General features: G+C 70.8%; 22 protein-coding genes. 13 read left to right on the forward strand and 9 right to left on the reverse strand.

Translation table 11 applies throughout. The features are described from left to right. Positions 1 to 41: 41 nt before the first annotated feature. A complete protein-coding gene (locus tag ABZ027_RS22420) occupies positions 42 to 821 on the reverse strand; it encodes a MerR family transcriptional regulator (protein ID WP_356770972.1) in 780 nt (259 codons plus the stop codon). A gap of 237 nt (positions 822 to 1,058) precedes the next feature. Here ABZ027_RS22420 and ABZ027_RS22425 point away from each other — a divergent pair, with 237 nt between their 5' ends. From ABZ027_RS22425 to ABZ027_RS22455, 7 genes are all read left to right on the forward strand, one after another. After that, positions 1,059 to 2,525, forward strand: a complete 1,467-nt coding sequence (locus tag ABZ027_RS22425) for an amino acid permease (protein ID WP_356770974.1) — start codon at positions 1,059 to 1,061, stop codon at positions 2,523 to 2,525. 148 nt (positions 2,526 to 2,673) lie between these two features. Beyond that, positions 2,674 to 4,092 carry a glycosyl hydrolase family 28-related protein gene (locus ABZ027_RS22430; protein WP_356770976.1) on the forward strand — a complete coding sequence of 473 codons (1,419 nt, stop codon included), beginning with the start codon at positions 2,674 to 2,676 and terminating at the stop codon, positions 4,090 to 4,092. Between the two features lie 297 nt (positions 4,093 to 4,389). Next, positions 4,390 to 5,874, forward strand: coding sequence for a glycosyltransferase family 2 protein (locus ABZ027_RS22435; RefSeq protein WP_356770978.1), 1,485 nt, complete (start codon positions 4,390 to 4,392; stop codon positions 5,872 to 5,874). A gap of 196 nt (positions 5,875 to 6,070) precedes the next feature. Further along, positions 6,071 to 8,026 (forward strand): Xaa-Pro dipeptidyl-peptidase, encoded by a 1,956-nt coding sequence (locus tag ABZ027_RS22440; RefSeq protein ID WP_356770980.1) that lies wholly within the window; start codon positions 6,071 to 6,073, stop codon positions 8,024 to 8,026. Then, a complete protein-coding gene (locus tag ABZ027_RS22445) occupies positions 8,023 to 9,267 on the forward strand; it encodes a M14 family zinc carboxypeptidase (RefSeq protein WP_356770982.1) in 1,245 nt (414 codons plus the stop codon). Before ABZ027_RS22440 ends, ABZ027_RS22445 begins: the two co-directional genes overlap by 4 nt. A gap of 145 nt (positions 9,268 to 9,412) precedes the next feature. Then, entirely contained in the window at positions 9,413 to 10,441 is a 1,029-nt protein-coding gene (locus tag ABZ027_RS22450) for an oxidoreductase (RefSeq protein WP_356770984.1), read from the forward strand. A gap of 44 nt (positions 10,442 to 10,485) precedes the next feature. Then, positions 10,486 to 12,126, forward strand: coding sequence for an ABC-F family ATP-binding cassette domain-containing protein (locus ABZ027_RS22455; RefSeq protein ID WP_356770986.1), 1,641 nt, complete (start codon positions 10,486 to 10,488; stop codon positions 12,124 to 12,126). 1 nt (position 12,127) lies between these two features. On the opposite strand, the gene ABZ027_RS22460 is transcribed toward ABZ027_RS22455, so the two are convergent. The 5 genes from ABZ027_RS22460 to ABZ027_RS22480 form a co-directional block, all read right to left on the reverse strand. Then, positions 12,128 to 12,697 (reverse strand): putative glycolipid-binding domain-containing protein, encoded by a 570-nt coding sequence (locus ABZ027_RS22460; RefSeq protein WP_356770988.1) that lies wholly within the window; start codon positions 12,695 to 12,697, stop codon positions 12,128 to 12,130. A gap of 92 nt (positions 12,698 to 12,789) precedes the next feature. Further along, on the reverse strand, positions 12,790 to 15,177 hold the full coding sequence (locus ABZ027_RS22465) for a Tex family protein (protein WP_356770990.1): 2,388 nt from the start codon (positions 15,175 to 15,177) through the stop codon (positions 12,790 to 12,792). A 132-nt stretch (positions 15,178 to 15,309) separates the two neighbouring features. After that, positions 15,310 to 15,441, reverse strand: a complete 132-nt coding sequence (locus tag ABZ027_RS22470) for an LPFR motif small protein (protein ID WP_014676189.1) — start codon at positions 15,439 to 15,441, stop codon at positions 15,310 to 15,312. 97 nt (positions 15,442 to 15,538) lie between these two features. Further along, positions 15,539 to 16,408, reverse strand: a complete 870-nt coding sequence (locus ABZ027_RS22475) for a hypothetical protein (RefSeq protein WP_356770992.1) — start codon at positions 16,406 to 16,408, stop codon at positions 15,539 to 15,541. Between the two features lie 78 nt (positions 16,409 to 16,486). Further along, positions 16,487 to 17,242 (reverse strand): enoyl-CoA hydratase-related protein, encoded by a 756-nt coding sequence (locus tag ABZ027_RS22480; protein ID WP_356770994.1) that lies wholly within the window; start codon positions 17,240 to 17,242, stop codon positions 16,487 to 16,489. Positions 17,243 to 17,520: 278 nt separating this feature from the next. On the opposite strand from ABZ027_RS22480, the gene ABZ027_RS22485 reads away from it, so the two are divergent. Then, positions 17,521 to 18,030: an ATP-binding protein gene (locus ABZ027_RS22485; RefSeq protein ID WP_356771060.1), complete on the forward strand. Its 510-nt coding sequence runs from the start codon at positions 17,521 to 17,523 to the stop codon at positions 18,028 to 18,030. Positions 18,031 to 18,037: 7 nt separating this feature from the next. On the opposite strand, the gene idi is transcribed toward ABZ027_RS22485, so the two are convergent. The 3 genes from idi to galE form a co-directional block, all read right to left on the reverse strand. Further along, positions 18,038 to 18,631 carry an isopentenyl-diphosphate Delta-isomerase gene (gene idi / locus ABZ027_RS22490; RefSeq protein ID WP_356770996.1) on the reverse strand — a complete coding sequence of 198 codons (594 nt, stop codon included), beginning with the start codon at positions 18,629 to 18,631 and terminating at the stop codon, positions 18,038 to 18,040. Positions 18,632 to 18,817: 186 nt separating this feature from the next. Beyond that, entirely contained in the window at positions 18,818 to 19,756 is a 939-nt protein-coding gene (locus ABZ027_RS22495) for a cation diffusion facilitator family transporter (RefSeq protein ID WP_356770998.1), read from the reverse strand. Positions 19,757 to 19,886: 130 nt separating this feature from the next. Further along, on the reverse strand, positions 19,887 to 20,876 hold the full coding sequence (gene galE / locus ABZ027_RS22500; protein WP_356771000.1) for a UDP-glucose 4-epimerase GalE: 990 nt from the start codon (positions 20,874 to 20,876) through the stop codon (positions 19,887 to 19,889). 488 nt (positions 20,877 to 21,364) lie between these two features. Between galE and ABZ027_RS22505 the strand changes: the two genes are divergently transcribed. The 5 genes from ABZ027_RS22505 to ABZ027_RS22525 are packed head-to-tail and all read left to right on the forward strand — an operon-like array spanning position 21,365 to position 26,597. Then, a complete protein-coding gene (locus ABZ027_RS22505) occupies positions 21,365 to 23,161 on the forward strand; it encodes a DUF5941 domain-containing protein (protein ID WP_356771002.1) in 1,797 nt (598 codons plus the stop codon). Further along, positions 23,158 to 23,910, forward strand: a complete 753-nt coding sequence (locus tag ABZ027_RS22510; protein WP_356771004.1) for a phosphocholine cytidylyltransferase family protein — start codon at positions 23,158 to 23,160, stop codon at positions 23,908 to 23,910. The genes ABZ027_RS22505 and ABZ027_RS22510 overlap by 4 nt, the downstream gene beginning before the upstream one ends. Continuing rightward, positions 23,898 to 24,959 (forward strand): iron-containing alcohol dehydrogenase family protein, encoded by a 1,062-nt coding sequence (locus ABZ027_RS22515; protein ID WP_356771006.1) that lies wholly within the window; start codon positions 23,898 to 23,900, stop codon positions 24,957 to 24,959. The genes ABZ027_RS22510 and ABZ027_RS22515 overlap by 13 nt, the downstream gene beginning before the upstream one ends. Further along, the gene (locus ABZ027_RS22520; RefSeq protein WP_356771008.1) at positions 24,937 to 25,716 is read left to right on the forward strand and encodes a CDP-alcohol phosphatidyltransferase family protein; all 780 of its coding nucleotides are present in this window, start codon (positions 24,937 to 24,939) and stop codon (positions 25,714 to 25,716) included. The genes ABZ027_RS22515 and ABZ027_RS22520 overlap by 23 nt, the downstream gene beginning before the upstream one ends. Then, positions 25,713 to 26,597 (forward strand): glycosyltransferase family 2 protein, encoded by an 885-nt coding sequence (locus ABZ027_RS22525; RefSeq protein WP_356771010.1) that lies wholly within the window; start codon positions 25,713 to 25,715, stop codon positions 26,595 to 26,597. The genes ABZ027_RS22520 and ABZ027_RS22525 overlap by 4 nt, the downstream gene beginning before the upstream one ends. The last annotated feature ends 59 nt before the right edge of the window (positions 26,598 to 26,656 follow it).

Here is a 26,656-nt window from a genome sequence, read left to right on the forward strand (position 1 = left end):
CTGGTGTGGGCGGCGCCCCGCCCCTGTCCGCCCCGCCCCCCTCAGGCGGACCGGCCCCCCGAGCCCCCGGCCCCACCGGCCGCGTCGGGCGCACCGCCCGGCGGCGAGCCGGGTGCCCCGTCCGTCGGCGCGTCGGTGAGCAACTCGCGCAGTTCCTCCGTCAGCGACCGCTGGAACGTGGTCAGCAGGGCCTGCAGCACCAGGGGGCGCATGTGCTCGGACAGCGACCTCACCTCCCGCGCCGCTCGCTGGGACACCTCGTCGCCGAAGAGCCGTGCCAGCTCGTGGGCCGCCGCGCGCGAGTGCTGGATGAGGACCTCGCGCGAGGCGAGGATCGCCTCCTGCGACAGCGGTACGTCGAGCAGCTGCACGCCGAGCCGGAGCAGGCCGAGGTCGGTGCGGTACAGGCCGGCGTCCGGCGCGATCACGTTCATCGCGACGAGCCGCTCCAGGTCCTCGTCGCCCAGCTTCCGGCCCGCCCGCCGCTCCAGCTCCGCGGGCGTGAGGATCTCCACCGCGTCCGGCGCCCATGAGGCCACCACGGCCCGGTGGATGGCGAGGTCGTGCGCGCTCAGCCCGGGCGGCAGCTGCTGCAGATAGCGCTCGATGGCCGCCAACGTCATGCCTTGCTGCTGCAACTCCTCGATGAGCGCGAGACGTGCCAGATGCTCCCGGCCGTAGTGGCCGACCCGCCGTGGACCGATCGACGGCGGCGGCAGCAGACCTCTGGTGCCGTAGAAGCGGACCGTGCGGACCGTGACACCCGCGCGCGCGGCCAGCTCGTCGATCGTGAGAGTCGGCTCCTCGGCCTCGGTCGTCATGTGCAGCAGTATCGCTGTCTCACCAACGGTGTGAAACCTCTTCCACACCCCCGACGACCACGCGACATGTCTCCCTCCGACATGTGCGGGTTTCGATGTGTGACGTGCGCCATCGCGTGCTGGGTGGTTTCCGGGGAAGGGGCCCCCTCGGTCCGTGCCGCCGCCCGGGGCACGGGCCGAGGCATGTCCGGACACCCGAGCGAGGCCCGCAGGGGCGCACCAGAGAGTGGATTCACCGTGAGCAAGGACGCCGCGCAATCGGCACAGGCCGCCTCCCGCACCGACGTGGCCCAGGCGCCCGCGGACGCGGGCGACGCCGGCTACAGCAAGGACCTCAAGCCCCGTCACGTCAACATGATCGCCATCGGGGGCGCGATCGGAACCGGACTCTTCCTGGGCGCCGGCGGCCGCCTGCACGACGCCGGCCCGGCGCTCGCGCTGGCCTACCTGGTCTGTGGGATCTTCGCCTTCTTCGTGGTCAGGGCGCTCGGAGAACTGGTCCTCTACCGCCCCTCCTCCGGCTCGTTCGTGTCGTACGCGCGTGAGTTCCTCGGCGAGAAGGGGGCGTACGTCGCAGGCTGGATGTACTTCCTGAACTGGTCGACGACCGGTATCGCCGACATCACCGCGATCGCGCTCTACACGCACTACTGGAGCCTGTTCACCGACATCCCGCAGTGGGTGCTCGCGCTGATCGCCCTCGCGGTGGTTCTGGTGGTGAACCTGATCTCGGTGAAGATCTTCGGCGAGATGGAGTTCTGGTTCTCGATCATCAAGGTCGCCACCCTCGTCGGCTTCATGCTGATCGGCATCTTCCTGCTGGCCACCCAGCACGAGGTGGGCGGACGGACCCCGGGCGTCGGCGTGATCACCGACAACGGCGGCGTGTTCCCGCACGGCATGATGCCCGTCGTCCTCGTGATGCAGGGCGTGATCTTCGCGTACGCCGCCCTGGAACTGGTGGGTGTCGCCGCCGGCGAGACCGCCGAGCCGGAGAAGGTCGTCCCGCGCGCGGTGAACTCGATCATGTGGCGGGTCGGCCTCTTCTACGTCGGTTCCGTCGTCCTGCTGGCCCTTCTCCTGCCCGGCTCGCTCTACTCGGCCGACCAGAGCCCGTTCGTCACCGTGCTGTCCAAGATCGGCGTCCCGGCCGCGGGTGACGTGATGAACCTGGTGGTCCTCACTGCCGCGATGTCCTCCCTCAACTCCGGCCTGTACTCCACGGGCCGCATCCTGCGCTCCATGGCCATGGCGGGCTCGGCGCCGAAGTTCACCGCCCGGATGAACCGCAGCCAGGTGCCGTACGGCGGCATCCTGCTGACCTGCGCGGTGTGCGTGCTCGGCGTCGGCCTGAACTACCTCATGCCGAGCCAGGCCTTCGAGATCGTGCTGAACGTCGCCTCTCTCGGCATCATCAGCACCTGGGTCATCATCATGATCTGCCACCTGGTCTTCGTCCGCCGCGCGCGTGCGGGCCTGGTGACCCGCCCCTTCTTCCGCCTCCCGTTCAGCCCGTTCACGGAGATCACCACGATCGTCTTCCTCCTGGCCTGCCTGGCGATGATGTGGAACGACCCCGAGGTCGGCCGCAAGACCCTCTTCCTCATCCCCGTGATCGCCCTCATGCTGATCGGCGGATGGTTCGGAGTCCGCCGCCGGGTGTCGGAGACAGCGGACAGGGAGCTGTCGGACTTCACGAAGTAGCGGGTCGCCGAGGAGCCGGTCGGGAAGGAGTTCTTCGCGAAGCGGCCATAAGGGGACAACGGGTGGGCATGCTCCCTCAGAGTGACAGCTCGCGTTCGCAGCGTGATCGCGCGAGGTCAACGGTACGTCCGGAGCGACGGAGGCGATCATGGCCACCAGTTACTGGTTCAACGTCCTGGATTACGGTGCGACCGCCAACGGCGTCACCGACGACACCAGCGCGATCCAGACCGCGATCAACGCGGTGCCCGCCTCTGGCGGAACGGTCGTCTTCCCGGCGGGCACCTACAAGATCTCCTCCGCCTTGGTGGCCCGCTCCAACCTGATCCTCCAGGGTGTCAGTGACGGCTCGTCGGTGATCGCGCAGAGCAGCACCACCGCCCATGGCCTGAGCGGCTCGGACATCACGAGGCTGACCGTTCAGGATCTCACTGTCCAGGGGCCGGGGAGTGGCAGCGGCAAAGGGATCGTGCTGACGCGATCGGCGAACCCCGCGACCGTCTCCCTGGCGTTCTCGCGGGTGACGGTGAAGTTCTTCGGCAACACCGGAATCGAACTGTCCAACCCGATCGTGTCCACGTTCACCGGAGTGACCTCGGCCAACAACGGGAACCACGGCTGGGACATCCACGGTGTCTCCGGAGGTGCGGCAGGCACCAGTTGCTCGTTCGTCTCCTGCTACGCCGACATCATCACCAACGCCGGCTTCCGTCTCGACACGATGGCCTACTGCTCTTTCGTCGGCTGCGCCGCTGACCACTGCGGCATCGGCTACGAGGTGGTCGGCATCGGAAGCCAGGCGATCAGTTTCACCGGATGCGGCGCCGAGTCCGCGGTCAATCGCGGCACCGGATACGACGGCTACAGCTGGAAGATCAACGCAGCGATCGGCGTGGGCCTGTTCAACCCCTTCACCTACAACAGCCCCAACGTCAGCATCTGGGTCACCGGCGGTGCCCGAGGGGTCAGCATCCTCGGATTCGCCGAGAACACCCCCACCGGCGCGGCGGTCAACTCCATCAAAGTCGACTCAGGTTGCTCGGCGACCCTCGGCGACTTCAGCAACGTGGAACCGCTGTCGCTGTCCGGCAACACCAACATCATCAACGACACCGCCGGCGGCACGGTCGCCACCGGGTTCGTCTACGGCGCTGACTCCGCCTACTACGAGGGCACCGTCTCCTCCGGCGCCGCGCCGACCTCGGCCGACCATCTGACGCGCAAGGACTACGTCGACGCCAAGGTCGACCCCGCCCCCGTCACACTCACCGACGCCCCCACCATCGCCACCAACGCGGCACTCGGCTGCGTCTTCCGCGTCACCCTCCAGGGCAACCGAACTCTTGGCACGCCCACCAACCCCACCAACGGCCAACGCGTCATCTGGGAACTCATCCAGGACGCCACCGGAAACCGCACCCTCACCCTCGGCTCGGCCTTCGTCCGGGGCACCACCATCCCGACGGTCACCCTCACCACGACGGCCGGGAAAAGGGACTTCCTCACCGCGATCTACAACGCCACCACCAACAAGTGGTACGTGATCGACTTCGTCAAGGGCTTCTGAACAGCGAGAACGCGGGCTGACCACAACATCCACTTGCCGGGTGGTCTTCGCTGTGGGCATTATCGAGGTAGGTCGACTGTAGGGCGTGACCGTCGTACAGCGGCATAGGAACCAAGCCGGACGGGTCGGTCCGGGCCTTGGAGCGGCGGTGCCGCGACACTCGGACGAGGACAGTCTCCCCAACGACGTCAAGAAGGCCGCCCGCCGCCCTTCGCCTGCACACACCGACGTCACGGGAGCAGGCAGTACCCACTGCGGCGTCGCGAGGGATTCGTCCTGACCGATGGGCATTGCGGGATGTTGAACCTGCTGCACCGTCCGACGGGCGGACACACCCGGCGCAAAGCCTTGGGGCACGCGTTCGTGCACCATCACCGGGAGTTGACTCCCGACGGACGGACCTTGCCCGGGCACATACCGGACCTTCGCGGCCTCGAGCCCGGACGGATCGTCGTGCTGGTGCCCGCGCACAACGAGGAAGATCTCATCGCCGAGACCCTCCAGTCACTCGCGGCCCAGACCAAGCCGGCGGACGAGGTCATCGTGGTCGCCGACCGGTGCACGGACCGCACCGTTCCGATCAGCGCGGCCCATGGCGCGACAGTCGTCGAATCGGTCGGGAACACACAGGCCAAGGCGGGTGCCCTCAATCAGGCCCTGGACAAGCTGCTGCCTCGGCTGTCCGACGACGACGCGGTCCTGGTCATGGACTCCGACACCTCGGTGACCCCCGAGTTCATCGCCCGGGCAACGCGCCGCCTGCATGAAAAGCAAGTCGGTTGCGCGCCGGTCGGCGGTGTGGGCGCCGTCTTCTACGGCTTCCCCCTGCGCGGGCTGGTCAGCCACCTCCAGGACAACGAGTACGTGCGCTACGCACGTGAACTGCGACGTCGCCGCAGCCGGGCCGACGTCCTGACCGGCACCGCCTCCCTGTTTCCTGTCAAGGCCCTGCGCCATGTCCGCCGAGCGCGCCAAGCGGGCGAACTGCCCGGGGGCGAGGGCGTCTACGACGTGGAGGCGCTGACCGAGGACAACGAACTGACTCTCGCGCTCAAGCACCTGGGATACCGCTGTGTGTCCCCCCGCGCCTGCATCGTGGGCACCGAAGTCATGCCCGACTGGTCCCGGCTCTACTACCAGCGGCTGCGGTGGCAACGCGGCGCTCTGGAGAACATCAAGGCCTACGGCCTCACCCGTGTCGTGCTGCCCTACGCGAGCCGACAGGCGCTCACCTACATGGCTGTGGCCTTCGTCCCCTTTTTCCTCACCGTCCTGCTGTACACCACCCTGACCAAGGGTTTCCCCGGCGTGCCGTCGTTCTGGCTCGCAGTCACCGGAATCGCGGCCTTCGAACGTGTCTGGGCGGCCAAGAACGGTGGTTGGAAGGCATTGGTGCTCGCCGGCACGATCGTGCCGGAAGTCCTCTTCGACCAGTTCCTCAACTTCGTCTACGTGAAAGCACTCATCGATGTCCTGAGCGGCTCCTCGGCCACCTGGGAACGAGTGCTCACCCGTCACAGACGCGGACGGAAGCTGCTGATGACCACCTTCGGTTCCGTCCTCCTGCTCGCTGGTGTCGTGGGCCTGGCATTCGCCTGTATCGCGCTCGGTATCGCGTGGACCTTGATCGCGATTTTCGTGTTGAGCGGCGTCACCGCGGCCGTCGTCCGTCTCAGCCGTCTGTACCCCTTCGGTCTGCTGCTGGCCCTGCCCAGCGGGGATTCGAAGCACAGCAAGATCCCTCCCTGGCATCAGCCGGGGAGGATGACGCACACGGCGTGAGAGGCCGGCACAGAGCTGGGTCGGCACACGAGAGGAACCACTCGCCTGACGCTCGTGCACGTCGTTCGTCGTCATGACGCCTTGACGCCGTTGACCCGCACCTCGCTCACGCCTTGCGTCCGTGAAGCCCTTGGCGCATCACACGCACGCGATTGCCCTCTTCTGCGCGGGAGTTGACCGATGTACCGTCCCGCGCATGCCGACATCCATGCGCTTCACGACCTGGAGATCGCTCGCCTCGGTTGCCGTCGCAGCCCTGACGGCCGCCCTCCTCACCCCGGCCGTGGCCCACCCTGCCCCGCGCGAGAGCCGACCCGTCTACTCGTACGACAACGCCGTCCGCGAGGCCGTCTGGGTGGACACCGGACTCGACGGCGACGGCGACGGGAGGAGCGACCGCGTCGCCGCCGACATCGTCCGCCCCCGTGAACCCGCCCAGCAGGGCCGCAAGGTTCCCGTGATCATGGACGCCAGCCCGTACTACTCCTGCTGCGGGCGCGGCAACGAGAGCCAGCTCAAGACCTACGACGCCCAGGGCAACGTCGTCCAGGCACCGCTGTTCTACGACAACTACTTCGTGCCCCGCGGCTACGCCTTCGTCGGTGTCGACCTCGCCGGCACCAACCGCTCCGACGGCTGTGTGGACGTCGGCGGACGCTCCGACATCCAGTCCGCGAAGGCCGTCATCGACTGGCTGAACGGCCGCGGCAAGGCCTACACCACCCGCACCGGCTCCACCCGCGCCGAGGCGACCTGGACCAACGGCAGAACCGGCATGATCGGCAAGAGCTGGGACGGCACCATCGCCAACGGCGTGGCCGCCACCGGCGTCAAGGGCCTGAAGACCATCGTGCCGATCAGCGCCATCTCCACCTGGTACGACTACTACTTCTCCAAGGGCGCCCCCCTTTACGACTCCGGCCCCGACTGGCTGTCCGACTACGTCGACAGTCCCGACGCCCGCGCCAGGTGCGCCGCCGTCCAGCAGAAACTCGTCGACGGGGCCCCGCGCACCGGTGACCTGACCCCGCTGTGGGCCGAGCGCGACTACGTCAAGGCCGCCTCCAAGGTGAAGGCGAGCGTCTTCCTCATCCACGGCATGCAGGACCTCAACGTCCGTATGCAGCACGTCGGCCCGTGGTGGGACGCACTCGCGAAGAACGGCGTCGAGCGCAAGATCTGGCTCTCCCAGACCGGCCATGTCGACCCGTTCGACTTCCGCCGCGCCGCCTGGGTCGACACCCTGCACCGCTGGTTCGACCACGAACTCCTCGGCTACGACAACGGCATCGACCGCGAGCCCATGGCCGACATCGAACGCCACCCCGACCAGTGGGTCACCTCGAAGGCGTGGCCGCCGCGCGGCACCGGCACCACCACCCTGCGCCCCGCCGAGGGCGGCCAGGAGGGCGTCGGCACGCTCGGCCTGCGCAAGGACACCGGCACCGAGACCTTCACCGACGACCCGCAGCTGAGCGAGACCGACTGGGCCGCCCGGATCGACAGCCCGACCCCCGACAAGGCGGGCTTCACCACCGGACCGCTCACCCGCGACCTGCGCCTGTCCGGGTCCTCGAAGGTCACCGTCACCGCCACCCCGACCACCTCCACGGCCCACCTGTCCGCCGTCCTGGTGGACCTCGGCCCCGACACCGTCCGGGACTACGGGGCCGCCGGCGAGGGCATCACCACGCTCACCGACCGCACCTGCTGGGGCGCGAGCACCGCCGGTGACAGCGCCTGCTTCAAGGAGACGCGGGCGAAGACCACCGCCGTCGACCAGACGGTCGTCAGCCGTGGCTGGGCCGACCTCGGAAACCACGCGTCCGACGCGAAGGGCCGTCCGCTCACCCCGGGCAGGGCGTACACCATCACCCTCGACCTGGGCGCCACCGACCACGTCGTCCCGGCCGGACACCGCCTCGCGCTGATCATCGCCGGCACCGACAAGGACCTCATCGACCCGCCGTCCACCAGGCCCACCCTCACCCTCGACCTGTCCCGCACCGCGGCCCGCGTCCCGTTCGTCGGCGGAACGGCCGCCTTCGCCCACGCCACCGCCGGCTCCGCGTCCGCCGCACCCGAGGCCACCACCCTCGACGGCGTGACCGTGCCGCGCGCCACCCACCGCGTCCCGGAGGGAAGCCGATGATCCGCGCCCTGACCCTCACGACCGCGGCCCTGGCCGCCGGTCTGGTCGCGATACCGGCAGCCGCCACGCAGGCACCGCCCCGTACCGGCTTCGAGCAGTCGAACGGAGCCCACTGGACGTCTCAGCCCGAGGAACAGGCCTTCCTCGCCGCCGTGGACCGGGCGAGCACACGTGTCTCGGTCGCCCCCATCGGGACCACGAAACAGGGCCGCCCCCTCCAACTCGTCCGGATCGGCGCCCGGCACGCCCCGAACAAGGCGCTGCTCGTGTGCAGTCAGCACGGCGACGAACCGTCCGGCCGCGAGGCCTGCCTGACCACCATCCGCGACCTGGCGTACGCGAGGGACCGCCCGACCCGCAGGTTCCTGGAACGCACCACCCTGCTCGTCATCCCGACCGCCAACCCCGACGGCCGCGCCGCCGACACCCGCGGCAACGGCGACGGCGTCGACGTCAACCGCGACCACCTCGCCCTGCGGACCGCCGAGGCGCGTGCGGCGGCCGCGGTCATCCGGGACCAACGCCCCGACGTCATCTACGACTTGCACGAGTACGGCGCCACACCCCCGTACTACGACAAGGACCTCTTCGACCTGTGGCCGCGCAACCTCAACACGGACCCGGCCGTCCACGACGAGGCCCGAACCCTGTCCGAGGGGTACGTCCGCCCGGCCGCACAGAGCGCCGGCCACTCGACCGGCACGTACGGCATCTGGACCGACCCCGACACCGGCGAGCCGATCCGGCAGGTCGCCGGGGACGGGCAGGAACGCATCCTGCGGAACATGTCCGGCGTCAAACACGCGGTCGGACTGCTCATCGAGAGCCGGGTCGAGCCGCTCACGGACGTCACGGAAGCGGTCAACAACCGGCGCCGGGTCACCTCGCAACTGGCCGCCCTCAAAGGCCTGGTGCGGTTCACCGACGCGCGCCGGGCCCGGATCGAGGCGGTGACCGACTCGGCCCGCCGCGCCGGTCACGCCGACGCCGGACCGGTCTACGTCGGCGGCGCCGACAACGACCCGCCAGAACCGGCCGAGGTGATCCAGGACCCGCCCTGCGGCTACCGGCTCACCGCCGACCAGTACGCCGAGGTGCGGGACGAACTCGCCCTGCACGGAGTGCGGACGAAGGGCACCTACGTCCCGCTCCACCAGTCCGCGCGCGCCCTCGTCCCGCTGCTGCTCGACGAACGCGCCCCCTACCACCTCACGGTCGGCGAGGCGGTCACCGACTGCTGAACCCGGCCCACGGGCCCTACGCGAGCCGGGAGGCGGCCCGTTCCGCCGCCTCCCGGGCACATCCCCGGGGCACCACCACGCCGAGGCAACAGCGGAATATGTCATGCAGTGCTCATATTGGCCCCACTCTGGGGATACTCACAGCATGTCTGCCGCATACGCGACCTTCGGCCTGGCACCGGCGATGCGTGCCGGTGGGGTCCTCGCCGACGGGGGCTACCAGGTACACCGCGACTTCGTGGACTTCATCGTCGACGGACGCCCGCTGCTCTTCCAGCTCTCCGACCTCGACGCCGTCTCCCCGCTCGCCTCCGACGTCCCACCCGCGATCTTCACCGCCCAGGTCCGCAGCCTGCTCCTGGAGACCGGCGCGCCGCTGCCCGACGGCCGCTACATCGTCTACGGCTGCCCCGAGTGCGAGGACCTGGCGTGCGGCGCCGTCACCGCGGTGATCGAACACGACGGCGACGACGTCGTCTGGCGGGACTTCGCCTGGCAGACGGACCAGCGCGCCGACCTGGAGCTCAACGGCTATCACGGCATCGGCCCGTTCCGCTTCGACGGCGCCGAGTACCGCTCGGCGCTGGCCGCCCTGCTGGACGGGACCGCACCCGCCGCGCACCGCCGCCGGGTCCTGCTGATCGGCGCCCGCGTCGCGCTGCCGGCCAAGCTCGCCGCCGCGCTGCGCACCATCGGCATCGGCGCCGACATCACCCGCGACGCACACGACGTCCCCGCCGAGGAACTGCGTGCCTACGGCGCCGTCGCCTTCGGCCGCGGGATCACTCAGGAGGAACGGGCCGCCGTACGCCACTCCTTCGACCAGGCCGGCGTCGAGGTCGCCTACGTCGACGGCCTCGCCCCGATCGTGCCGCTCCTCGTCGCCCAGATCGAGCACGCCCTGGACCGCAGCCCGACGGAGCGGCGCCGCCTCACCCGCCTGGTCGCCGCCGACGGCGAGGCGGGCGTCGAGGTCACCTCACCGTGCCGGGTCCGCCTCACCGCCTACCGCCTCGACCGCCTCAACCGCACCCACACCCACGAGCTCTTCGACGGCGTCCTGGAACCGGGCCGCCACCGCATCGCCCTGGACCCCAAGGCGGTGAAGGGTGAGTCGTTCGTGGTGGCGCGGACCTCGGGGAGTGTGCTGGTGGAGGCGATGGCGCACGGGTGACCGGGCGCGGACCGGCGACGCCGCCCATTAGGATCGGCGGTCTGATGACTGCCACTCTCGTCGCCAAGAACCTCACCGCCGGGCACGGCGACCGCTCCCTGTTCGCCGGGCTCGACCTCGTCGTCGCGCCCGGCGACGTGATCGGTCTGGTCGGAGCCAACGGCGCCGGCAAGTCCACCCTGCTCAGGCTGCTCGCCGGGCTGACCGCACCGGAGGAGGGCGAGCTCAGGCTGTCCCCGCCGACGGCGACCGTCGGCCATCTTCCGCAGGAGCCGGAACGCCGACCGGGGGAGACCGTGCGGGACTTCCTCGCCCGCCGCACCGGCGTGGCCGAGGCCCAGCAGGTGATGGACGAGGCCACCCAGGCCCTCGTCGACGGGGCACCGGGCGCGGACGACGCGTACGCCACGAGCCTGGAGCGGTGGCTCGGCCTCGGCGGCGCCGACCTGGACGAGCGGGCCGAGGAGGTCGCCGGTTCGCTCGGCCTGACCGTGGACCTGGACCAGCCGATGACGTCCCTGTCCGGCGGTCAGGCCGCACGAGCCGGACTGGCCTCGCTGCTCCTGTCCCGCTACGACGTCTTCCTCCTCGACGAACCGACCAACGACCTCGACCTGGACGGCCTGGAGCGCCTCGAACGCTTCGTGAGCGGCCTGCGCGCCGGCACCGTCGTGGTCAGCCACGACCGGGAGTTCCTCACCCGCACGGTCACCAAGGTCCTCGAACTCGACCTGGCGCAGCAGCAGATCACCCTGTACGGCGGCGGCTACGAGGGCTATCTGGAGGAGCGGGACGTGGCGCGCCGGCACGCCCGTGAGGACTACGAGGAGTACGCCGACAAGCGGTCCGCGCTCGAAGGGCGCGCCCAGATGCAGCGTTCCTGGATGGACAAGGGCGTCAAGAACGCCCGGCGCAAGGCGAGCAACGACAACGACAAGATCGGCCGCAAGTTCCGCAGCGAGGCCAGCGAGAAACAGGCCGCGAAGGCCCGGCAGACACAGCGCATGATCGAGCGCCTCGACGTGGTCGAGGAGCCCCGCAAGGAGTGGGAACTGCGCATGGAGATCGCGGCGGCCCCGCGGTCCGGCGCGGTCGTCGCGACCCTGCGGGACGCCGAGGTGCGGCGCGGCGACTTCGTGCTCGGGCCGGTGTCCCTGCAGATCGACTGGGCGGACCGGATCGCGGTGACCGGCGCCAACGGCTCGGGCAAGTCCACCCTGCTGGGCGCCCTGCTGGGCCGCGTCCCGGTGGACGCCGGCTCCGCCGCCCTCGGCTCCGGGGTCCTGGTCGGCGAGGTCGACCAGGCCAGGAAGCTGTTCCACGGCTCGGAGTCCCTGCTGGACGCGTTCGGCGCGGCCGTCCCGGACACCGAACCGGCCGAGGTCCGCACCCTCCTGGCCAAGTTCGGCCTCAAGGCGGAGCACGTCCTGCGCCCGGCCTCGACCCTCTCCCCGGGCGAACGCACCCGGGCCGCACTGGCCCTGTTGCAGGGACGCGGCGTCAACCTCCTGGTCCTCGACGAGCCGACCAACCACCTCGACCTGCCGGCCATCGAACAACTGGAGTCGGCGCTCGACTCGTACGAGGGCACGCTGCTCCTGGTGACCCACGACCGCCGGATGCTCGACGCGGTCCGCACCACGCGGCGCCTGGAGGTGGCGGCGGGCAAGGTGACGGAGCGCTGACCTACGGGGTGGCCAGGCGACGCGCCAACGCCGGGTAGTCGACGACGTACCCGTCCGCGTCGAACTCGACGTCGCTGCGGAAGTCGCCGGAGACGAAGCGGATCCGCCCGCCGAGTTCCGTCCGCCCGAGATGCGTGTACGTCTGCGGTGACGCGTGCACGGTCAGGTCCGGCACGGACACCCAGGCCATCAGGAACTCGCGCTCGCCCGGGGCGAGATGGAGCCCGTGACGCAGCACCGGCATGGTGTTGGTGAGCGGACACAGGCCCAGATCGCAGTCGAGAGCGCCGTCCACGTCGGCCGGCCGTTCCCCGTCGGCGGTCCACCGGCCCTCGCCGTCGTGCCGCAGGTCGAGAGTACGAGTGCCGGAGGCCGTCTCCGCGGTCACGCGCAGCCGACGGGTCACGAAACCTGCGGCGGTGTCGAGCGTGTACGAGATCCAGTAGGGCTCCGGGGTCGTCCCGACGGCACGCCCGTGGGCCCGCAGCCTGTCCCCGTCGAGCTCGACCCAGGCGGTCTCGTAGCCCCTGCTCGCGGTGACGTCCCAGGTGATGACGCGTGAGATCGACATGACGTCACCCTACGAGCACACCGGGCCCGGACCCGGCGTCGCCGGACGGTCCGGGCCCGGGCGCTCAGCGCCTGACCTTGGTGGGACGGCGCTCAGCGCCTGCCCTTGCCAGGATCGGTGAGTCCCGCGCGGCGCAGCGCGTCGGCCATCGCGCTGTTGGCGGGCGGCGGCGCCTGACGCGAACCGTTGCCACCGCCGCCACCGCGGTTCTGCCGCTGCTGCGGAGGACGTCCGCCCCGCTGCCGCCGCTCGCCGCCCGAGCCCTGCTGCCGGTCCTGCCCGGCCGCCTCGTCCTCGAGCCGCAGCGTCAGCGAGATCCGCTTGCGCGGGATGTCGACGTCGAGGACCTTCACCTTGACGATGTCGCCCGGCTTCACCACGTCCCGCGGATCCTTGACGAACGTCTTGGACAGCGCGGAGACGTGCGCCAGACCGTCCTGGTGGACGCCGACGTCGATGAACGCCCCGAAGGCCGCCACGTTCGTGACCACGCCCTCCAGGATCATCCCGGGGGACAGGTCGGAGATCTTCTCCACACCGTCCTTGAAGGTGGCCGTCTTGAACGCGGGCCGCGGGTCGCGTCCCGGCTTCTCCAGCTCCTTGAGGATGTCCGTCACGGTCGGCAGACCGAAGGTGTCGTCCACGAACTCCTGCGGCTTCAGCGAACGCAGCACACCGGTGTTGCCGACGAGCGAGGCGACCTCCTGTCCGGACGTCTTCACCATCCGCCGCACCACCGGATACGCCTCCGGGTGCACGCTGGACGCGTCGAGCGGGTCGTCGCCGCCGCGGATCCTCAGGAAGCCCGCGCACTGCTCGTACGCCTTCGGGCCCAGCCGCGCCACGCCCTTCAGCTGCGTGCGGGACTTGAAGGGCCCGTTGGCGTCGCGGTGCGCCACGATGTTCTCGGCGAGCCCGGAGGTGATGCCGGAGACCCGGGACAGCAGGGGGGCCGAGGCCGTGTTGACGTCGACCCCGACGCCGTTCACACAGTCCTCCACCACCGCGTCCAGCGAACGCGACAGCTTCACCTCGGACAGGTCGTGCTGGTACTGGCCGACCCCGATCGACTTCGGGTCGATCTTCACCAGCTCGGCCAGCGGGTCCTGGAGCCGGCGCGCGATCGACACGGCGCCGCGCAGCGACACGTCCATGTCGGGCAGCTCCTGCGAGGCGAACGCGGACGCCGAGTACACGGACGCGCCCGCCTCGGACACCATCACCTTGGTGAGCTTCAACTCCGGGTGTTTGGTGATCAGTTCACCGGCGAGCTTGTCGGTCTCGCGGGACGCCGTGCCGTTGCCGATCGCGATCAGCTCGACCGCGTGTTCCTTCGCCAGCCGCGCCAGCTTGGCGATCGCCTCGTCCCACCGGTTCGCCGGGACGTGCGGGTGGATGACGTCCGTCGCGACCACCTTGCCGGTCGCGTCGACGACGGCGACCTTCACGCCCGTACGGAACCCGGGGTCCAGGCCCAGCGTCGCGCGGGTGCCGGCCGGTGCGGCGAGCAGCAGGTCGCGCAGGTTCGCCGCGAAGACGTTCACCGCCTCGTCCTCGGCGGCCGTGCGCAGCCGCAGCCTGAGGTCGATGCCCAGGTGCACGAGGAGCCGGGTGCGCCAGGCCCACCGGACGGTGTCCTTGAGCCACTTGTCGGCGGGACGGCCCCGGTCGGCGATGCCGAAACGGTGCGCGACCATCTGTTCGTACGAGGACGGGCCGGGCTGCTCGGAGGGTTCCTCCGGCTCCAGGACGAGATCGAGGACCTCCTCCTTCTCACCGCGCAGCATCGCCAGGACGCGGTGCGAGGGCAACTCGGTGAACGGTTCGGCGAAGTCGAAGTAGTCGGCGAACTTGGCGCCCGCCTCCTCCTTGCCGTCCCGGACCTTGGCGGCCAGCCGCCCGCGCACCCACATGCGTTCGCGCAGCTCGCCGATCAGGTCGGCGTCCTCGGAGAACCGCTCGGTGAGGATCGACCGGGCACCGTCGAGGGCGGCCTGCGGATCGGCCACGCCCTTGTCGGCGTCGACGAACGCGGCGGCCGCGGCCAGCGGGTCCACACTCGGATCGCCGAGCAGCCCCTCGGCCAGCGGCTCCAGGCCCGCCTCGCGCGCGATCTGCGCCTTGGTGCGCCGCTTCGGCTTGAACGGCAGGTAGATGTCCTCCAGGCGTGCCTTGGTCTCGGCACCCCGGATCCGCGCCTCCAGCTCATCGGTGAGCTTGCCCTGCTCGCGCACCGATTCCAGGATCGCCGCCCGCCGCTCCTCCAGCTCCCGCAGATAGCGCAGCCGCTCCTCGAGCGTGCGCAGCTGCGCGTCGTCGAGCATCTCGGTCGCTTCCTTGCGGTAGCGGGCGATGAAGGGGACCGTGGAACCGCCGTCGAGCAGCTCCACGGCAGCCTTGACCTGCCGCTCCCGTACGCCGAGTTCCTCGGCGATCCTGCCTTCGATGGACCCTACTTCGATGGACCCGGGTGTCGTCACGATCCCGTACCGCCTTCTCCACTGAGGTTGCGCGGCAATTGTGGCAGGTGGCACCGACACTCGGGGATCAGGGCACTTTCCCGGCGGGCCGCCGCCCGCGGCGCGTCGCCGCGGGCCCGGCGGACGTCCGGCTCAGGCCCTGCTGCCGCGGGCCGAGCTCGACGCGCCGCCGAAGAGGCGGGCGAGCGCCCGGAAGGGCAGCGTCACGACGGTGGCGATGGCCCCACCGATCTGGCGCAGTACGTCTGCGATGGCACGGAACACGAGTCTCCCCTTTCCTTCGCCCCGGCCACCATGACCGGGGAGAAGGACGAGTACCTCGCGGACGGGCAGGCATGCTTGCCGGCCGTGACCAAAATGATCAGCGCTTGCCGCGCAGATCCGCCGGGAAGGCTCCGGAGGTGAGCGCTGCGCGCGCGAAACCCGCGCCGAGCTCGGTCAGGCGTGCCACGCCGTCCGCGCCCAGGTGCTCGTACGGGGCGCGGTCCAGCCGGTCCGTCTCCCGCTCGATCTCCTCGCGCAGCGCGATCCCCCGCTCGGTCAGCTCGCCGTCCTCGTCGAGCAGGCCGCGCCCGCGCAGCCGCCCGACCGTGGCGTCCCACTCCTCCCGGGTCCAGCCACGGGTGTCGAACACCCACTTCGGCGAAATCCCCTTGCCGGTCGCCGTGTGCGTGACCACGGCCTCCAGACCGTCGAGCTCGGCGGACACCAGAACCGCGAGGTGCCCGTCGCCCCGGTGTTCGCGCAGCAGGGTGGCCGCGTGCCAGTACGCCAGGTGCGGCTCCTTCGGCACCGGCAGGTCGGCGTGCGCGGAGTACAGCGGGCGGGCGGAGCGCGAGCAGGCCTCGGCCGCGCGCAGGGCCAGGCGGGCGGCCTCCGCCATCTCCGCCGACGCGACCGTCTCCTCGCCCAGCAGGCGACGCAGCGTCGTGTCGACGGCACGCGCGCGGGCCGCCAGGACCTGCTCGGGCGTGGCGGTCTCCCACACCGCGGGCACATGGCGGGCCACCAGTTCGTGCTTGTAGTTGTAGAACGCCGCCGTCACCGCGCCCGCCCCGACCGGACCCAGCGCCGCCGCCCGTACCGCGAAGTTGACGGCCCGGGGGTGCGTGACACCGACCGCGCCCAGCTCACGGCTCAGGTCGGGGGAGAAGTAGTACGTCGCGTGCAGGGTGTTGAGGACGTTGTGACACTGACGGCCCGCACGCGGGTCCAGGGCAACGGTAGTCATGACGAGCACGTTACCGACCGGTCGGTACCTCTTCCAGGCCCGGGGCGAGGTCGGGCGGGCCGACGGAGGCGCACCGCCTCAACCCGACGTGGGCACGTTCCAGGTGAAGCGTGGCTGTCTGCGTTCCAGGAACGCGGCGACACCCTCGGCGGTGTCGCCGCTGCCGCGTGCCTGCCCGGCCCAGTGGGCGTCCCGGTCCGTGCGTCCGTCCGCGAACTCCTTCGCCGCGGCCTGCGTCAGCTGCGAGCGGGACACCAGGACGCGGGTGAACTCCGCGACCCGCTTGCCGAGTTCGCCCGCGGGCAGCGCCTCGTCCACCAGGCCCGAGCGCAGTGCCCGTTCGGTGTCGATCAACTCCCCGGAGAACAACAGGTACTTGGTCGTCGCCGGGCCCACCAGCGACACCAGCCGCCGGGTGGAGGACGCCGCGTACACGATCCCGAGCTTCGCCGGTGTCACCCCGAACAGCGCGCCCTCCTCGGCGAACCGCAGATCGCAGGCCGCCGCCAGCTGAGACCCACCGCCCACACAGTGTCCGCGCACCGCGGCCAGCGTCGGCTTCGGGAAGGCCGCGAGGGCCTCCTCGGCGCGCACCGCGAGCCCCTGCGCCTCCTGCGGCGACCCCTGGAGGGTGGAGATGTCGGCACCCGCGCAGAACGTCCCGCCCTCACCGGTCAGTACCAGCGCCCGTACGTCGGGATCGGCCGCCAGCCGGTCGAGCAGGGGCGGCAGGGCCCGCCACATCTCGGCGGTCATCGCGTTGCGCTTGGCCGGGTGGTGGATGACGACGGTGGCGACCGAGTCGGCGACGGCGTGCAGCAGCTGGGGCTCCATGCGCCGGATGCTATCCAGCGGCCGGGCGGCCCGGCGGGGAGGGTGGCGAGGGCTGGGCGGAGCGGCCGGGCGTGGCCGTCGCCCGAACGCGTACCACCCGAATGGTTCACGAAGGCGGCGTGCAGCGGACAAAGGTGGTCCCCCCTTCGACCATGGCGTACGTCAACGGTCCAAAGCGCTCGATACCCGCTGACTTCTGTTCAGGTCTCTGGGTGGGGGAGCCGGTTCCCAACACTCGAGGTGTGGTGACAATCGAGCGCAAGGGTGGCGACCTGACGATGGACGACCACGGGCGCGGGTCCGCCCCTCGCCCCGTAGACGGGGCGGACGAGCCCCTCGACCCCGGGCCGCCGGATCCGCTGCCGTACGAAGGCGTGTGGCGGTTCACCGCGCCGACGGTCGACGCCTCCGTCCCGCAGGCCCGGCACGCCGTACGGGACCTGCTGCACCGCCAGGACGTGCCGGTCTCGGAGGACCTGGCGCAGGGTGTGCTGCTGATCGTCTCGGAGCTGGTCACCAACGCCGTGCGGCACGCGGCGCTGCTGTCGCCGACACTCGCCGTGGAGATCGCCATCGCCGCCGAGTGGCTGCGGGTGTCCGTGGAGGACAACCACCCCTACCGGCCGACCGCCCTGGAGACCGACCACGCTCGCACCGGTGGCCGTGGCCTGCTGCTCGTGCGCGAGATCACCCGGGAGGCAGGCGGGGTGTGCGACGTGGAGCACACCGCGAACGGCGGCAAGGTGATCTGGGCCGCGCTGCCGCTGCGGCCCACGCGCCTGCCGTAGGGCCAGGTCACCAGCCGGCGGACGGTCCCGTCAGCTCCCTGACCGCCGGCCGGGCCGCGTCCAGGACGGTCATGAACCAGGACGAGAAGGTGTCCTTCGCGTGCCGCTCGGCCAACTCGGCGGGGGTCACGAAGGCGGTCTCGCCGACCTCCTCCGGGTCCGGCCGCGGTGCGGACTGCACCAGCCCGACGAAGAGGTGGTTGTACTCCTGTTCCACCAGGCCGGAGTCCGGATCCGGGTGGTTGTAGCGGACCGTGCCGGCCTCGGCGAGCAGCGACGGGGAGACCCCGAGCTCCTCGTACGTCCGCCGGGCCGCCGCCGCGAAGGGTGCCTCGCCGGGATAGGGGTGCCCGCAGCAGGTGTTGGACCACACACCGGGGGAGTGGTACTTGCCGTGCGCCCGCTGCTGGAGCAGCAGCCGGCCCTGCTCGTCGAAGAGGAACACGGAGAAGGCGCGGTGCAGCTGTCCCGGCGGCTGGTGTGCGGCGAGCTTCTCCGCGGTGCCGATCGTCACACCGTTCTCGTCGACCAGTTCCAGCAAGATCGCGTCTGCGGTGCCGTTCGACGGACTGTGCGTCGCGGTGGCAGGTGTGATCGGCATACCCATCCTTCACATCGGTCTACGCGCCCCAAGTGTGCCGTACGAAACCGACACTCCCGGCAGTGGTCGTGCCCGGCGCGGCGGCCACGGAACCGCTCGGGGCGGGGCGGCGGGCACCGGAACGCCCAGGTGCACCGGATCGCTGCATTCCGCCAGAACGCGCATGGCACCGACCGAACTGGCGTCTCAATGGCACAGTCGGGCCTCGTGCTGCGCGTGCCCGACCGGCTCCAGCTGGAAGGTGCAGTGCTCCACGTCGAAGTGGTCGCCGAGGCAGCCCTGGAGCTCGTGCAGCACCTTCTCGTGGCCGATCGCGCTGAGCACGTCGGAGCGCACCACCACATGCGCGGACAGCACCGGCATCCCGGAGGTGATCGTCCAAGCGTGCAGGTCATGGACGTCCTCGACGCCGTCCAGGGCCAGGATGTGGGACCGGACCTCCGCGATGTCGACGCCCTTGGGGGCGGCCTCCAACAGGACGTCGAGGGTCTCGCGCAGCAGCTTGAAGGTGCGCGGGACGATCATCAGACCGATCAGCAGCGAGGCGATCGGGTCGGCCGCCTGCCAGCCCGTGGTGAGGATCACCACGGCCGAGACCAGCACCGCGAGCGAGCCCAGCGCGTCCGCCGCGACCTCGAGGAACGCGCCGCGCACGTTCAGGCTGTCCTTCTGACCGCGCATCAGCAGCGTGAGCGAGATCATGTTCGCGACCAGACCGATCAGGCCGAACACGATGGTCAGTCCGCCCTCGGTGGCGGCGGGGGTGACGAACCGCTGGATCGCCTCGTACAGCACATAACCACCGACCCCGAGCAGGAGCAGACAGTTGGCGAGCGCGGCGAGGATCTCCGCACGGGCGTACCCGAAGGTGCGCCGGTCGCTCGGCGGCAGGTTGGCGAAGTGGATCGCCAGCAGCGCCATGCCCAGGCCCAGCGCGTCCGTGGCCATGTGGGCCGCGTCCGCGACCAGGGCGAGCGAGTCGGCGACCACACCGCCGATGATCTCGACCACCATCACGGTGAGCGTGATCGACAGTGCCACCCGCAGCCGCCCGCGGTACGCCGCGGTGGCCGTACCGCCGGCCGGCGGGCCGTGCGTGTGTCCGTGATCGTGCCCAGCCCCCATGAAAAACGCCTCCTGTGTTCCGTCCGGGTCTTCCGTCCGGGATGACAGTGAACTACGGGTGGGGGGTATCCGGCAACGCGGCACTGAACACCGTTGTCATGTGCCGTGACCTGCGGAAACGCTATGCAGGTCAGAGTCGTGCGGCGGGACCGAGGCCGTGCCGCAGCAGCCAACCCCGCCACGCCGACTCGACCATCTCCGTCACCCCGCGCCGAGCCGTCCAGCCGAGCACCTCGGCGGCCCGGGCGGCCGAGGCGACCGCCCGGGGCGCGTCCCCGGGGCGCCGGGCCTCGACGACGGGTGCCCGCCGGTCACCGCTCACCTCACCGATCACCGTGATCAGTTCGCGGACCGAGACGCCCTCCCCGCGGCCGATGTTGACGGTCAGGTCCCCGCGGGCGGTCTCCCCGGTCAGCCGCCGGGCCGCCGCGAGATGGGCCTCGGCCAGATCGGCGACGTGAATGTAGTCACGCACGCAGGTGCCGTCCGGCGTCGGATAGTCGTCGCCGAAGATGCGCGGGGCCTCGTCGCGGGTGAGCCGGTCGAAGACCATCGGGACGATGTTGAACACCCCGGTGTCCGCCAGTTCCGGCGCGGCGGCACCGGCGACGTTGAAGTAGCGCAGGCACGTCGTCGCGATGCCGTGCGCCTCGCCCGCGGCCCGCACCAGCCACTCCCCGGCCAGCTTGGTCTCGCCGTACGGGTTCACCGGGGCGCACGGAGTCTCCTCCGTGATCAGGTCCACGTCGGGGCTGCCGTACACGGCGGCCGAGGAGGAGAACAGGAAACGCCGGATCCCGGCCTCGGCGACCGCCTCCAGGAGCGTGGCGAGACCACCGACGTTCTCCCGGTAGTAATGAGTCGGCCGGGCCACGGACTCGGCCACCTGCTTGCGCGCGGCCAGGTGCACCACCCCGGACACCGCGTGCTCCGCGCACACCCGCTTCAGCAGGCCCGCGTCCAGCGACGACCCGTGCACGAGCGGAACACCGGCCGGCAGCCGCGCGGGCACCCCGGCCGACAGGTCGTCCAGGACGAGGGCGCGCTCACCGGCCTCGGTCATGGCCCTCGCCACATGTGCCCCGATGTAACCGGCACCGCCGGTGATCAGCCATGTCATGGTCGCCCACCCTATGCCCAGGAGGGCGCTGAAGATCTTGGCCGGGCTCCCGACGCCTGGCACGCACATCTGCCGCGTTGCCGACATGCCCTAGTAGCTCCTCCCCCACTCTCGGCTGCGCTCGAGCGGGGGGACCCCCATCGAGGGCATCCCGGCGCCTTGCAGCTGCACGCACCAGCCGCCGCTCGCTGATCCGGCCAAGATCTTCAGCGCCCTCCTAGGCCCGGATGCCCGGCGCAATGTCCCGGATGCCCGGTCTGCAGACGCAAGTTTGTGGGAGGGGCCCGCGATCCACGATGATGATCGCGGCGAAGGCCGGAGGAGACGACGTTGATCGGCACCTGAACGGGCGGTGAACGCGGTCTTCCGGGTATCCGATAGCCTCTGCCGACATGCCGCCCGCCTGGTAAAGCCATGCGACGCCAAGGGGCGCCCCCACCATGCACATGCCCGGCGCCCGCGCGTCGGCACCCAGGGAGTGAGTTCGGTTGTCGACCGCCATCCTCACCGGTCAGCCGGTCCCCGGATCGTCGATCGAGGGTGATCTGCGGTCCCTCGGTTTCGACGTCCGGATCGCCTCGGACGCCGCGGAGGCCGAGACCCAGCTCGCCCAGGTCCCCGGTGACCAGCGGGTCGCCGTGGTCGACGCCCGCTTCGTGGGCCACCTGCACGCGCTGCGCCTCGGCCTCACCGACCCCCGTTTCCCGCTCTCCGCGGTCACCGGGGCCGTGACCGCCCAGCCGGCCGGCCGGCAAGCCCTGACCCGGGCGATGGCCCGCGAGAACTCCGCGGGCGGCGGCACCGCCCTCGCCGTGGACAGCCTCGCCGACCGCATCGTCACCGCCCTCGACGCCGACGGCACCGCCGTGCACCGCCCCGAACTCGGCCGCCTGGTCGCCGCCGTGCCCGCCGACGCGCAGGCCGGCAACGAGGCCCGGCAGGCCGTCGCCGCCGTCGACGACGAGGCGATACGCCTGAAGTCGGCCGTGAAGGCCCGCGACGGCTTCTTCACCACCTACTTCATCAGCCCGTACTCCCGCTACATCGCCCGCTGGTGCGCCCGCCTGGGCCTGACCCCGAATCAGGTCACCACCGCCTCCCTGCTCACCGCCCTGATAGCGGCGGGCTGCGCGGCCACCGGCACCCGGGGCGGCTTCGTCGCGGCCGGCGTGCTGCTGATCGCGTCCTTCGTCCTGGACTGCGTCGACGGACAGATCGCCCGCTACTCCCTCCAGTACTCCACGCTCGGCGCCTGGCTGGACGCCACCTTCGACCGGGCCAAGGAGTACGCCTACTACGCGGGCCTCGCCCTGGGCGCCGCCCGGGGCGGCGACGACGTATGGGCCCTGGCCCTGGGCGCCATGGTCCTGCAGACCTGCCGGCACGTCGTGGACTTCTCCTTCAACGAGGCCAACCACGACGCCACCGCCAACACAAGCCCCACCGCGGCCCTCTCCGACAAGCTCGACAGCGTCGGCTGGACGGTGTGGATACGGCGGATGATCGTCCTGCCGATCGGTGAACGCTGGGCGATGATCGCCGTTCTGACGGCGGTGACCACTCCTCGTATCACCTTCTACGCGCTGCTCATCGGCTGCGCGTTCGCGGCGACCTACACCACCGCGGGCCGGGTGCTGCGGTCCCTGACCCGTAAGGCACAGCGCACGGACCGGGCGGCGCGGGCGCTGGCGGACCTCGCGGACAACGGGCCGCTCGCCGCCCTCGTGGCGCGTGCCACCCGCGTCCGGCTCGGCGCCCCGCTTCTGGTGGCGCTCGCCGGAACGGCCGTCCTCGCCGTGGCCCTCTTCTCCGGTGTGACCTGGGCGCCGGTCGCGGGCGCCGTCGTCTACACCGTCACCGCCGGCCAGGCGCTGTACCGCCCCCTCAAGGGCTCCCTCGACTGGCTCGTCCCTCCGCTCTTCCGCGCCGCCGAATACGGCACCGTCCTGATCCTGGCGGCCCAGGCGGACGTACAAGGGGCCCTTCCTGCGGCTTTCGGCCTGGTGGCGGCCGTCGCCTACCATCACTACGACACGGTGTACCGCATCCGCGGCGACGCCGGATCACCCCCGGCCTGGCTGGTGCGCGTCATCGGGGGGCACGAAGGGCGGACGCTGCTCGTCGCCGTCCTGGCCGCGGTGCTTACCGCCTCGCAGTTCACGGTCGCGCTCACGGTCCTCGCCGTGGCCGTCGCCCTGGTGGTGCTCGTCGAGAGCATCCGTTTCTGGGTGGCTGCCCATCAGGGTGGCGCGCCCGCCGTACACGACGAAGGAGAACCCGCATGATCGGCCTCGTGCTGGCGGCCGGCGCCGGACGGCGTCTGCGCCCCTACACCGACAGCCTTCCCAAGGCACTGGTGCCGGTGGGGCCCGCGGGTATAGAGGGCGAACCGACGGTCCTGGACCTGACGCTCGGCAACTTCGCCGAGATCGGTCTGACCGAGGTCGCGATCATCGTCGGCTACCGCAAGGAGGCCGTGTACGACCGCAAGGCTGCCCTTGAGGAGAAGTACGGCCTCAAGCTCACCCTGATCGACAACGACAAGGCCGAGGAGTGGAACAACGCCTACTCCCTGTGGTGCGGACGTGACGCCCTCAAGGACGGTGTGATCCTCGCCAACGGCGACACCGTCCACCCGGTCTCCGTCGAGAAGACGCTGCTCGCCGCCCGCGGCGACGGCAAGAAGATCATCCTCGCACTGGACACGGTGAAGTCCCTCGCGGACGAGGAGATGAAGGTCGTCGTCGACCCCGGCAAGGGCATGACGAAGATCACCAAGCTGATGGACCCGGCCGAGGCGACCGGCGAGTACATCGGCGTCACCCTCATCGAGGGCGACGCGGCCCCGGAACTGGCCGACGCGCTCAAGGCGGTCTGGGAGACGGACCCGCAGCAGTTCTACGAGCACGGCTACCAGGAACTCGTGAACCGCGGCTTCCGTATCGACGTGGCACCGATCGGCGACGTCAAGTGGGTGGAGATCGACAACCACGACGATCTCGCCCGCGGACGGGAGATCGCGTGCCAGTACTGACCCGGCTCATCCCCTCCCCGCTCGTCGTCGACATCCGCCCGGGTGCCCTCGACGACCTGGGCTGCGTCCTCGCCGACGAGCGCATCTCGCACTCCGGCAAGCTCGCGATCGCCGTCAGCGGCGGCTCGGGCGCCCGGCTGCGTGAGCGGATCGCCCCCACCCTGCCCGGCGCCACCTGGTACGAGGTCGGCGGCGGCACGATCGACGACGCGGTCCGGCTGGCCAGTGACATAAAGGCCGGCCACTACGACGCCGTCGTGGGCCTCGGCGGCGGGAAGATCATCGACTGTGCCAAGTTCGCGGCGGCACGCGTCGGCCTCCCGCTGGTCGCCGTCGCCACCAACCTCGCGCACGACGGCCTGTGTTCGCCGGTCGCCACCCTCGACAACGACGCGGGCCGCGGCTCGTACGGTGTGCCGAACCCGATCGCGGTGGTCATCGACCTGAACGTGATCCGCGAGGCACCCGTCCGCTTCGTCCGCTCCGGCATCGGCGACGCCATCTCCAACATCTCCGCGGTCGCCGACTGGGAGCTCGCCAACCGCATCAAGGGCGAGAAGATCGACGGTCTCGCCTCGGCGATGGCCCGCCAGGCCGGCGAGGCGGTGCTCAGGCACCCGGGCGGAGTCGGTGACGACGCCTTCCTGCAGGTGTTGGCCGAGGCACTGGTCCTCACCGGTATCGCCATGTCGGTGTCGGGCGACTCCCGCCCGTCCTCCGGGGCCTGCCACGAGATCAACCACGCCTTCGACCTGCTGTTCCCCAAGCGGGCCGCCGCCCACGGCGAGCAGTGCGGACTCGGCGCGGCCTTCGCGATGTACCTGCGCGGAGCCCACGAGGAGTCGGCCTACATGGCCGAGGTGCTGCGCCGGCACGGGCTGCCGGTGCTGCCGGAGGAGATCGGCTTCACCACGGACGAGTTCGTCCGTGCCGTGGAGTACGCCCCTCAGACCCGGCCCGGCCGATACACGATCCTCGAACACCTCGACCTCAAGACCGAACAGATCAAGGACATCTACGCCGACTATGTCAAGGCCATCGGTAGCTGAACTCCGTCCGGTCGTCCACCCCGCGGGGGTGAAGGACCGGCGCAGCGGTGAGCACTGGATGGGGCGCCTCTACATGCGAGAGGTGTCCCTGCGGGTCGACCGCTACCTGGTCAACACCAGGGTCACGCCCAACCAGCTCACGTACCTGATGACCGTCTGCGGCGTCCTCGCGGCCCCGGCCCTGCTGGTGCCGGGGATCCCGGGGGCCGTGCTCGGCGTGGTCATGGTCCAGCTGTACCTGCTGCTGGACTGCGTCGACGGTGAGATCGCCCGCTGGAGACAGCAGTTCTCCCTCGGCGGGGTCTACCTGGACCGGGTCGGCGCCTACCTGACCGACGCCGCGGTGCTCGTCGGCTTCGGTCTGCGCGCCGCCGACCTGTGGGGCTCCGGGCGGATCGACTGGCTGTGGGCCTTCCTGGGCACGCTCGCCGCCCTCGGCGCGATCCTGATCAAGGCCGAGACCGACCTGGTCGGGGTGGCCCGCCACCAGGGCGGACTGCCGCCCGTCAAGGAGGCCGCGTCCGAGCCCCGTTCCTCCGGGATGGCGCTGGCCCGCAAGGCCGCCGCCGCGCTGAAGTTCCACCGTCTGGTGCTCGGTATAGAGGCGTCCCTGCTGATCCTCGTCCTGGCGATCGTCGACCAGGCGCGCGGCGACCTGTTCTTCACCCGGCTCGGCGTCGCCGTGCTGGCCGGCATCGCCCTGCTCCAGACCCTGCTGCACCTCGTGTCCATCCTCGTGTCGAGCAGGCTGCGATGAACCCGGGCCTGAAGGTCGGCGCGGTGATCATCACCATGGGCAACCGCCCCGAGGAGCTGCGCGCCCTGCTCGACTCGGTCGCCAAGCAGGACGGCGACCGGGTCGAGGTGGTCGTGGTCGGCAACGGCTCGCCCGTCCCGGACGTTCCCGAGGGCGTCCGGACCATCGAGCTGCCGGAGAACCTCGGCATCCCGGGCGGCCGCAACGTCGGCATCGAGGCCTTCGGCCCCGGCGGCCGCGACGTCGACATCCTGATGTTCCTGGACGACGACGGCCTCCTGGCCGGCCACGACACCGCCGAACTGTGCCGGCAGGCCTTCGCGTCCGACCCGAGACTCGGCATCATCAGCTTCCGCATCGCCGACCCCGAGACCGGAATCACCCAGCGCCGCCACGTCCCGCGGCTGCGCGCCGCCGACCCGATGCGCTCCTCCCGGGTCACCACCTTCCTCGGCGGCGCCAACGCCGTCCGTACGAAGGTCTTCGCCGAAGTCGGCGGACTCCCCGACGAGTTCTTCTACGCACACGAGGAAACCGACCTGGCATGGCGGGCCCTCGACGCGGGCTGGATGATCGACTACCGGTCGGACATGGTGCTGTACCACCCGACGACCGCGCCCTCACGGCACGCGGTCTACCACCGCATGGTCGCCCGCAACCGGGTCTGGCTCGCCCGCCGGAACCTCCCCGCGCCCCTGGTCCCCGTCTACCTGGGCGTCTGGCTGCTGCTCACCCTGCTGCGGCGCCCCTCGCGGTCCGCACTGAAGGCCTGGCTCGGCGGGTTCCGGGAAGGCTGGAGCACGCCGTGTGGGCCGCGCCGGGCCATGAAGTGGCGTACCGTGTGGCGGCTGACTCGACTGGGCCGGCCCCCCGTCATCTGACAAGCTCGTATCCGACAGCAACCGGGCCGTACCGAGGCCCCGGGCCCGTACCGGGGCCC

It is taken from the genome of Streptomyces sp. NPDC006332, from assembly GCF_040612855.1.
Classification (GTDB): domain Bacteria; phylum Actinomycetota; class Actinomycetes; order Streptomycetales; family Streptomycetaceae; genus Streptomyces.

Bases quoted from the DNA above. Each gene is read 5' to 3' on its own strand.
- ABZ027_RS22420 (WP_356770972.1), bottom strand. From the start codon at position 821: ATGACGACCGAGGCCGAGGAGCCGACTCTCACGATCGACGAGCTGGCC.
- ABZ027_RS22430 (WP_356770976.1), top strand. From the start codon at position 2,674: ATGGCCACCAGTTACTGGTTCAACGTCCTGGATTACGGTGCGACCGCC.
- ABZ027_RS22435 (WP_356770978.1), top strand. From the start codon at position 4,390: ATGTTGAACCTGCTGCACCGTCCGACGGGCGGACACACCCGGCGCAAA.
- ABZ027_RS22440 (WP_356770980.1), top strand. From the start codon at position 6,071: ATGCCGACATCCATGCGCTTCACGACCTGGAGATCGCTCGCCTCGGTT.
- ABZ027_RS22445 (WP_356770982.1), top strand. From the start codon at position 8,023: ATGATCCGCGCCCTGACCCTCACGACCGCGGCCCTGGCCGCCGGTCTG.
- ABZ027_RS22450 (WP_356770984.1), top strand. From the start codon at position 9,413: ATGTCTGCCGCATACGCGACCTTCGGCCTGGCACCGGCGATGCGTGCC.
- ABZ027_RS22455 (WP_356770986.1), top strand. From the start codon at position 10,486: ATGACTGCCACTCTCGTCGCCAAGAACCTCACCGCCGGGCACGGCGAC.
- ABZ027_RS22460 (WP_356770988.1), bottom strand. From the start codon at position 12,697: ATGTCGATCTCACGCGTCATCACCTGGGACGTCACCGCGAGCAGGGGC.
- ABZ027_RS22475 (WP_356770992.1), bottom strand. From the start codon at position 16,408: ATGACTACCGTTGCCCTGGACCCGCGTGCGGGCCGTCAGTGTCACAAC.
- ABZ027_RS22480 (WP_356770994.1), bottom strand. From the start codon at position 17,242: ATGGAGCCCCAGCTGCTGCACGCCGTCGCCGACTCGGTCGCCACCGTC.
- ABZ027_RS22485 (WP_356771060.1), top strand. From the start codon at position 17,521: ATGGACGACCACGGGCGCGGGTCCGCCCCTCGCCCCGTAGACGGGGCG.
- idi (WP_356770996.1), bottom strand. From the start codon at position 18,631: ATGCCGATCACACCTGCCACCGCGACGCACAGTCCGTCGAACGGCACC.
- ABZ027_RS22495 (WP_356770998.1), bottom strand. From the start codon at position 19,756: ATGGGGGCTGGGCACGATCACGGACACACGCACGGCCCGCCGGCCGGC.
- galE (WP_356771000.1), bottom strand. From the start codon at position 20,876: ATGACATGGCTGATCACCGGCGGTGCCGGTTACATCGGGGCACATGTG.
- ABZ027_RS22510 (WP_356771004.1), top strand. From the start codon at position 23,158: ATGATCGGCCTCGTGCTGGCGGCCGGCGCCGGACGGCGTCTGCGCCCC.
- ABZ027_RS22520 (WP_356771008.1), top strand. From the start codon at position 24,937: ATGTCAAGGCCATCGGTAGCTGAACTCCGTCCGGTCGTCCACCCCGCG.
- ABZ027_RS22525 (WP_356771010.1), top strand. From the start codon at position 25,713: ATGAACCCGGGCCTGAAGGTCGGCGCGGTGATCATCACCATGGGCAAC.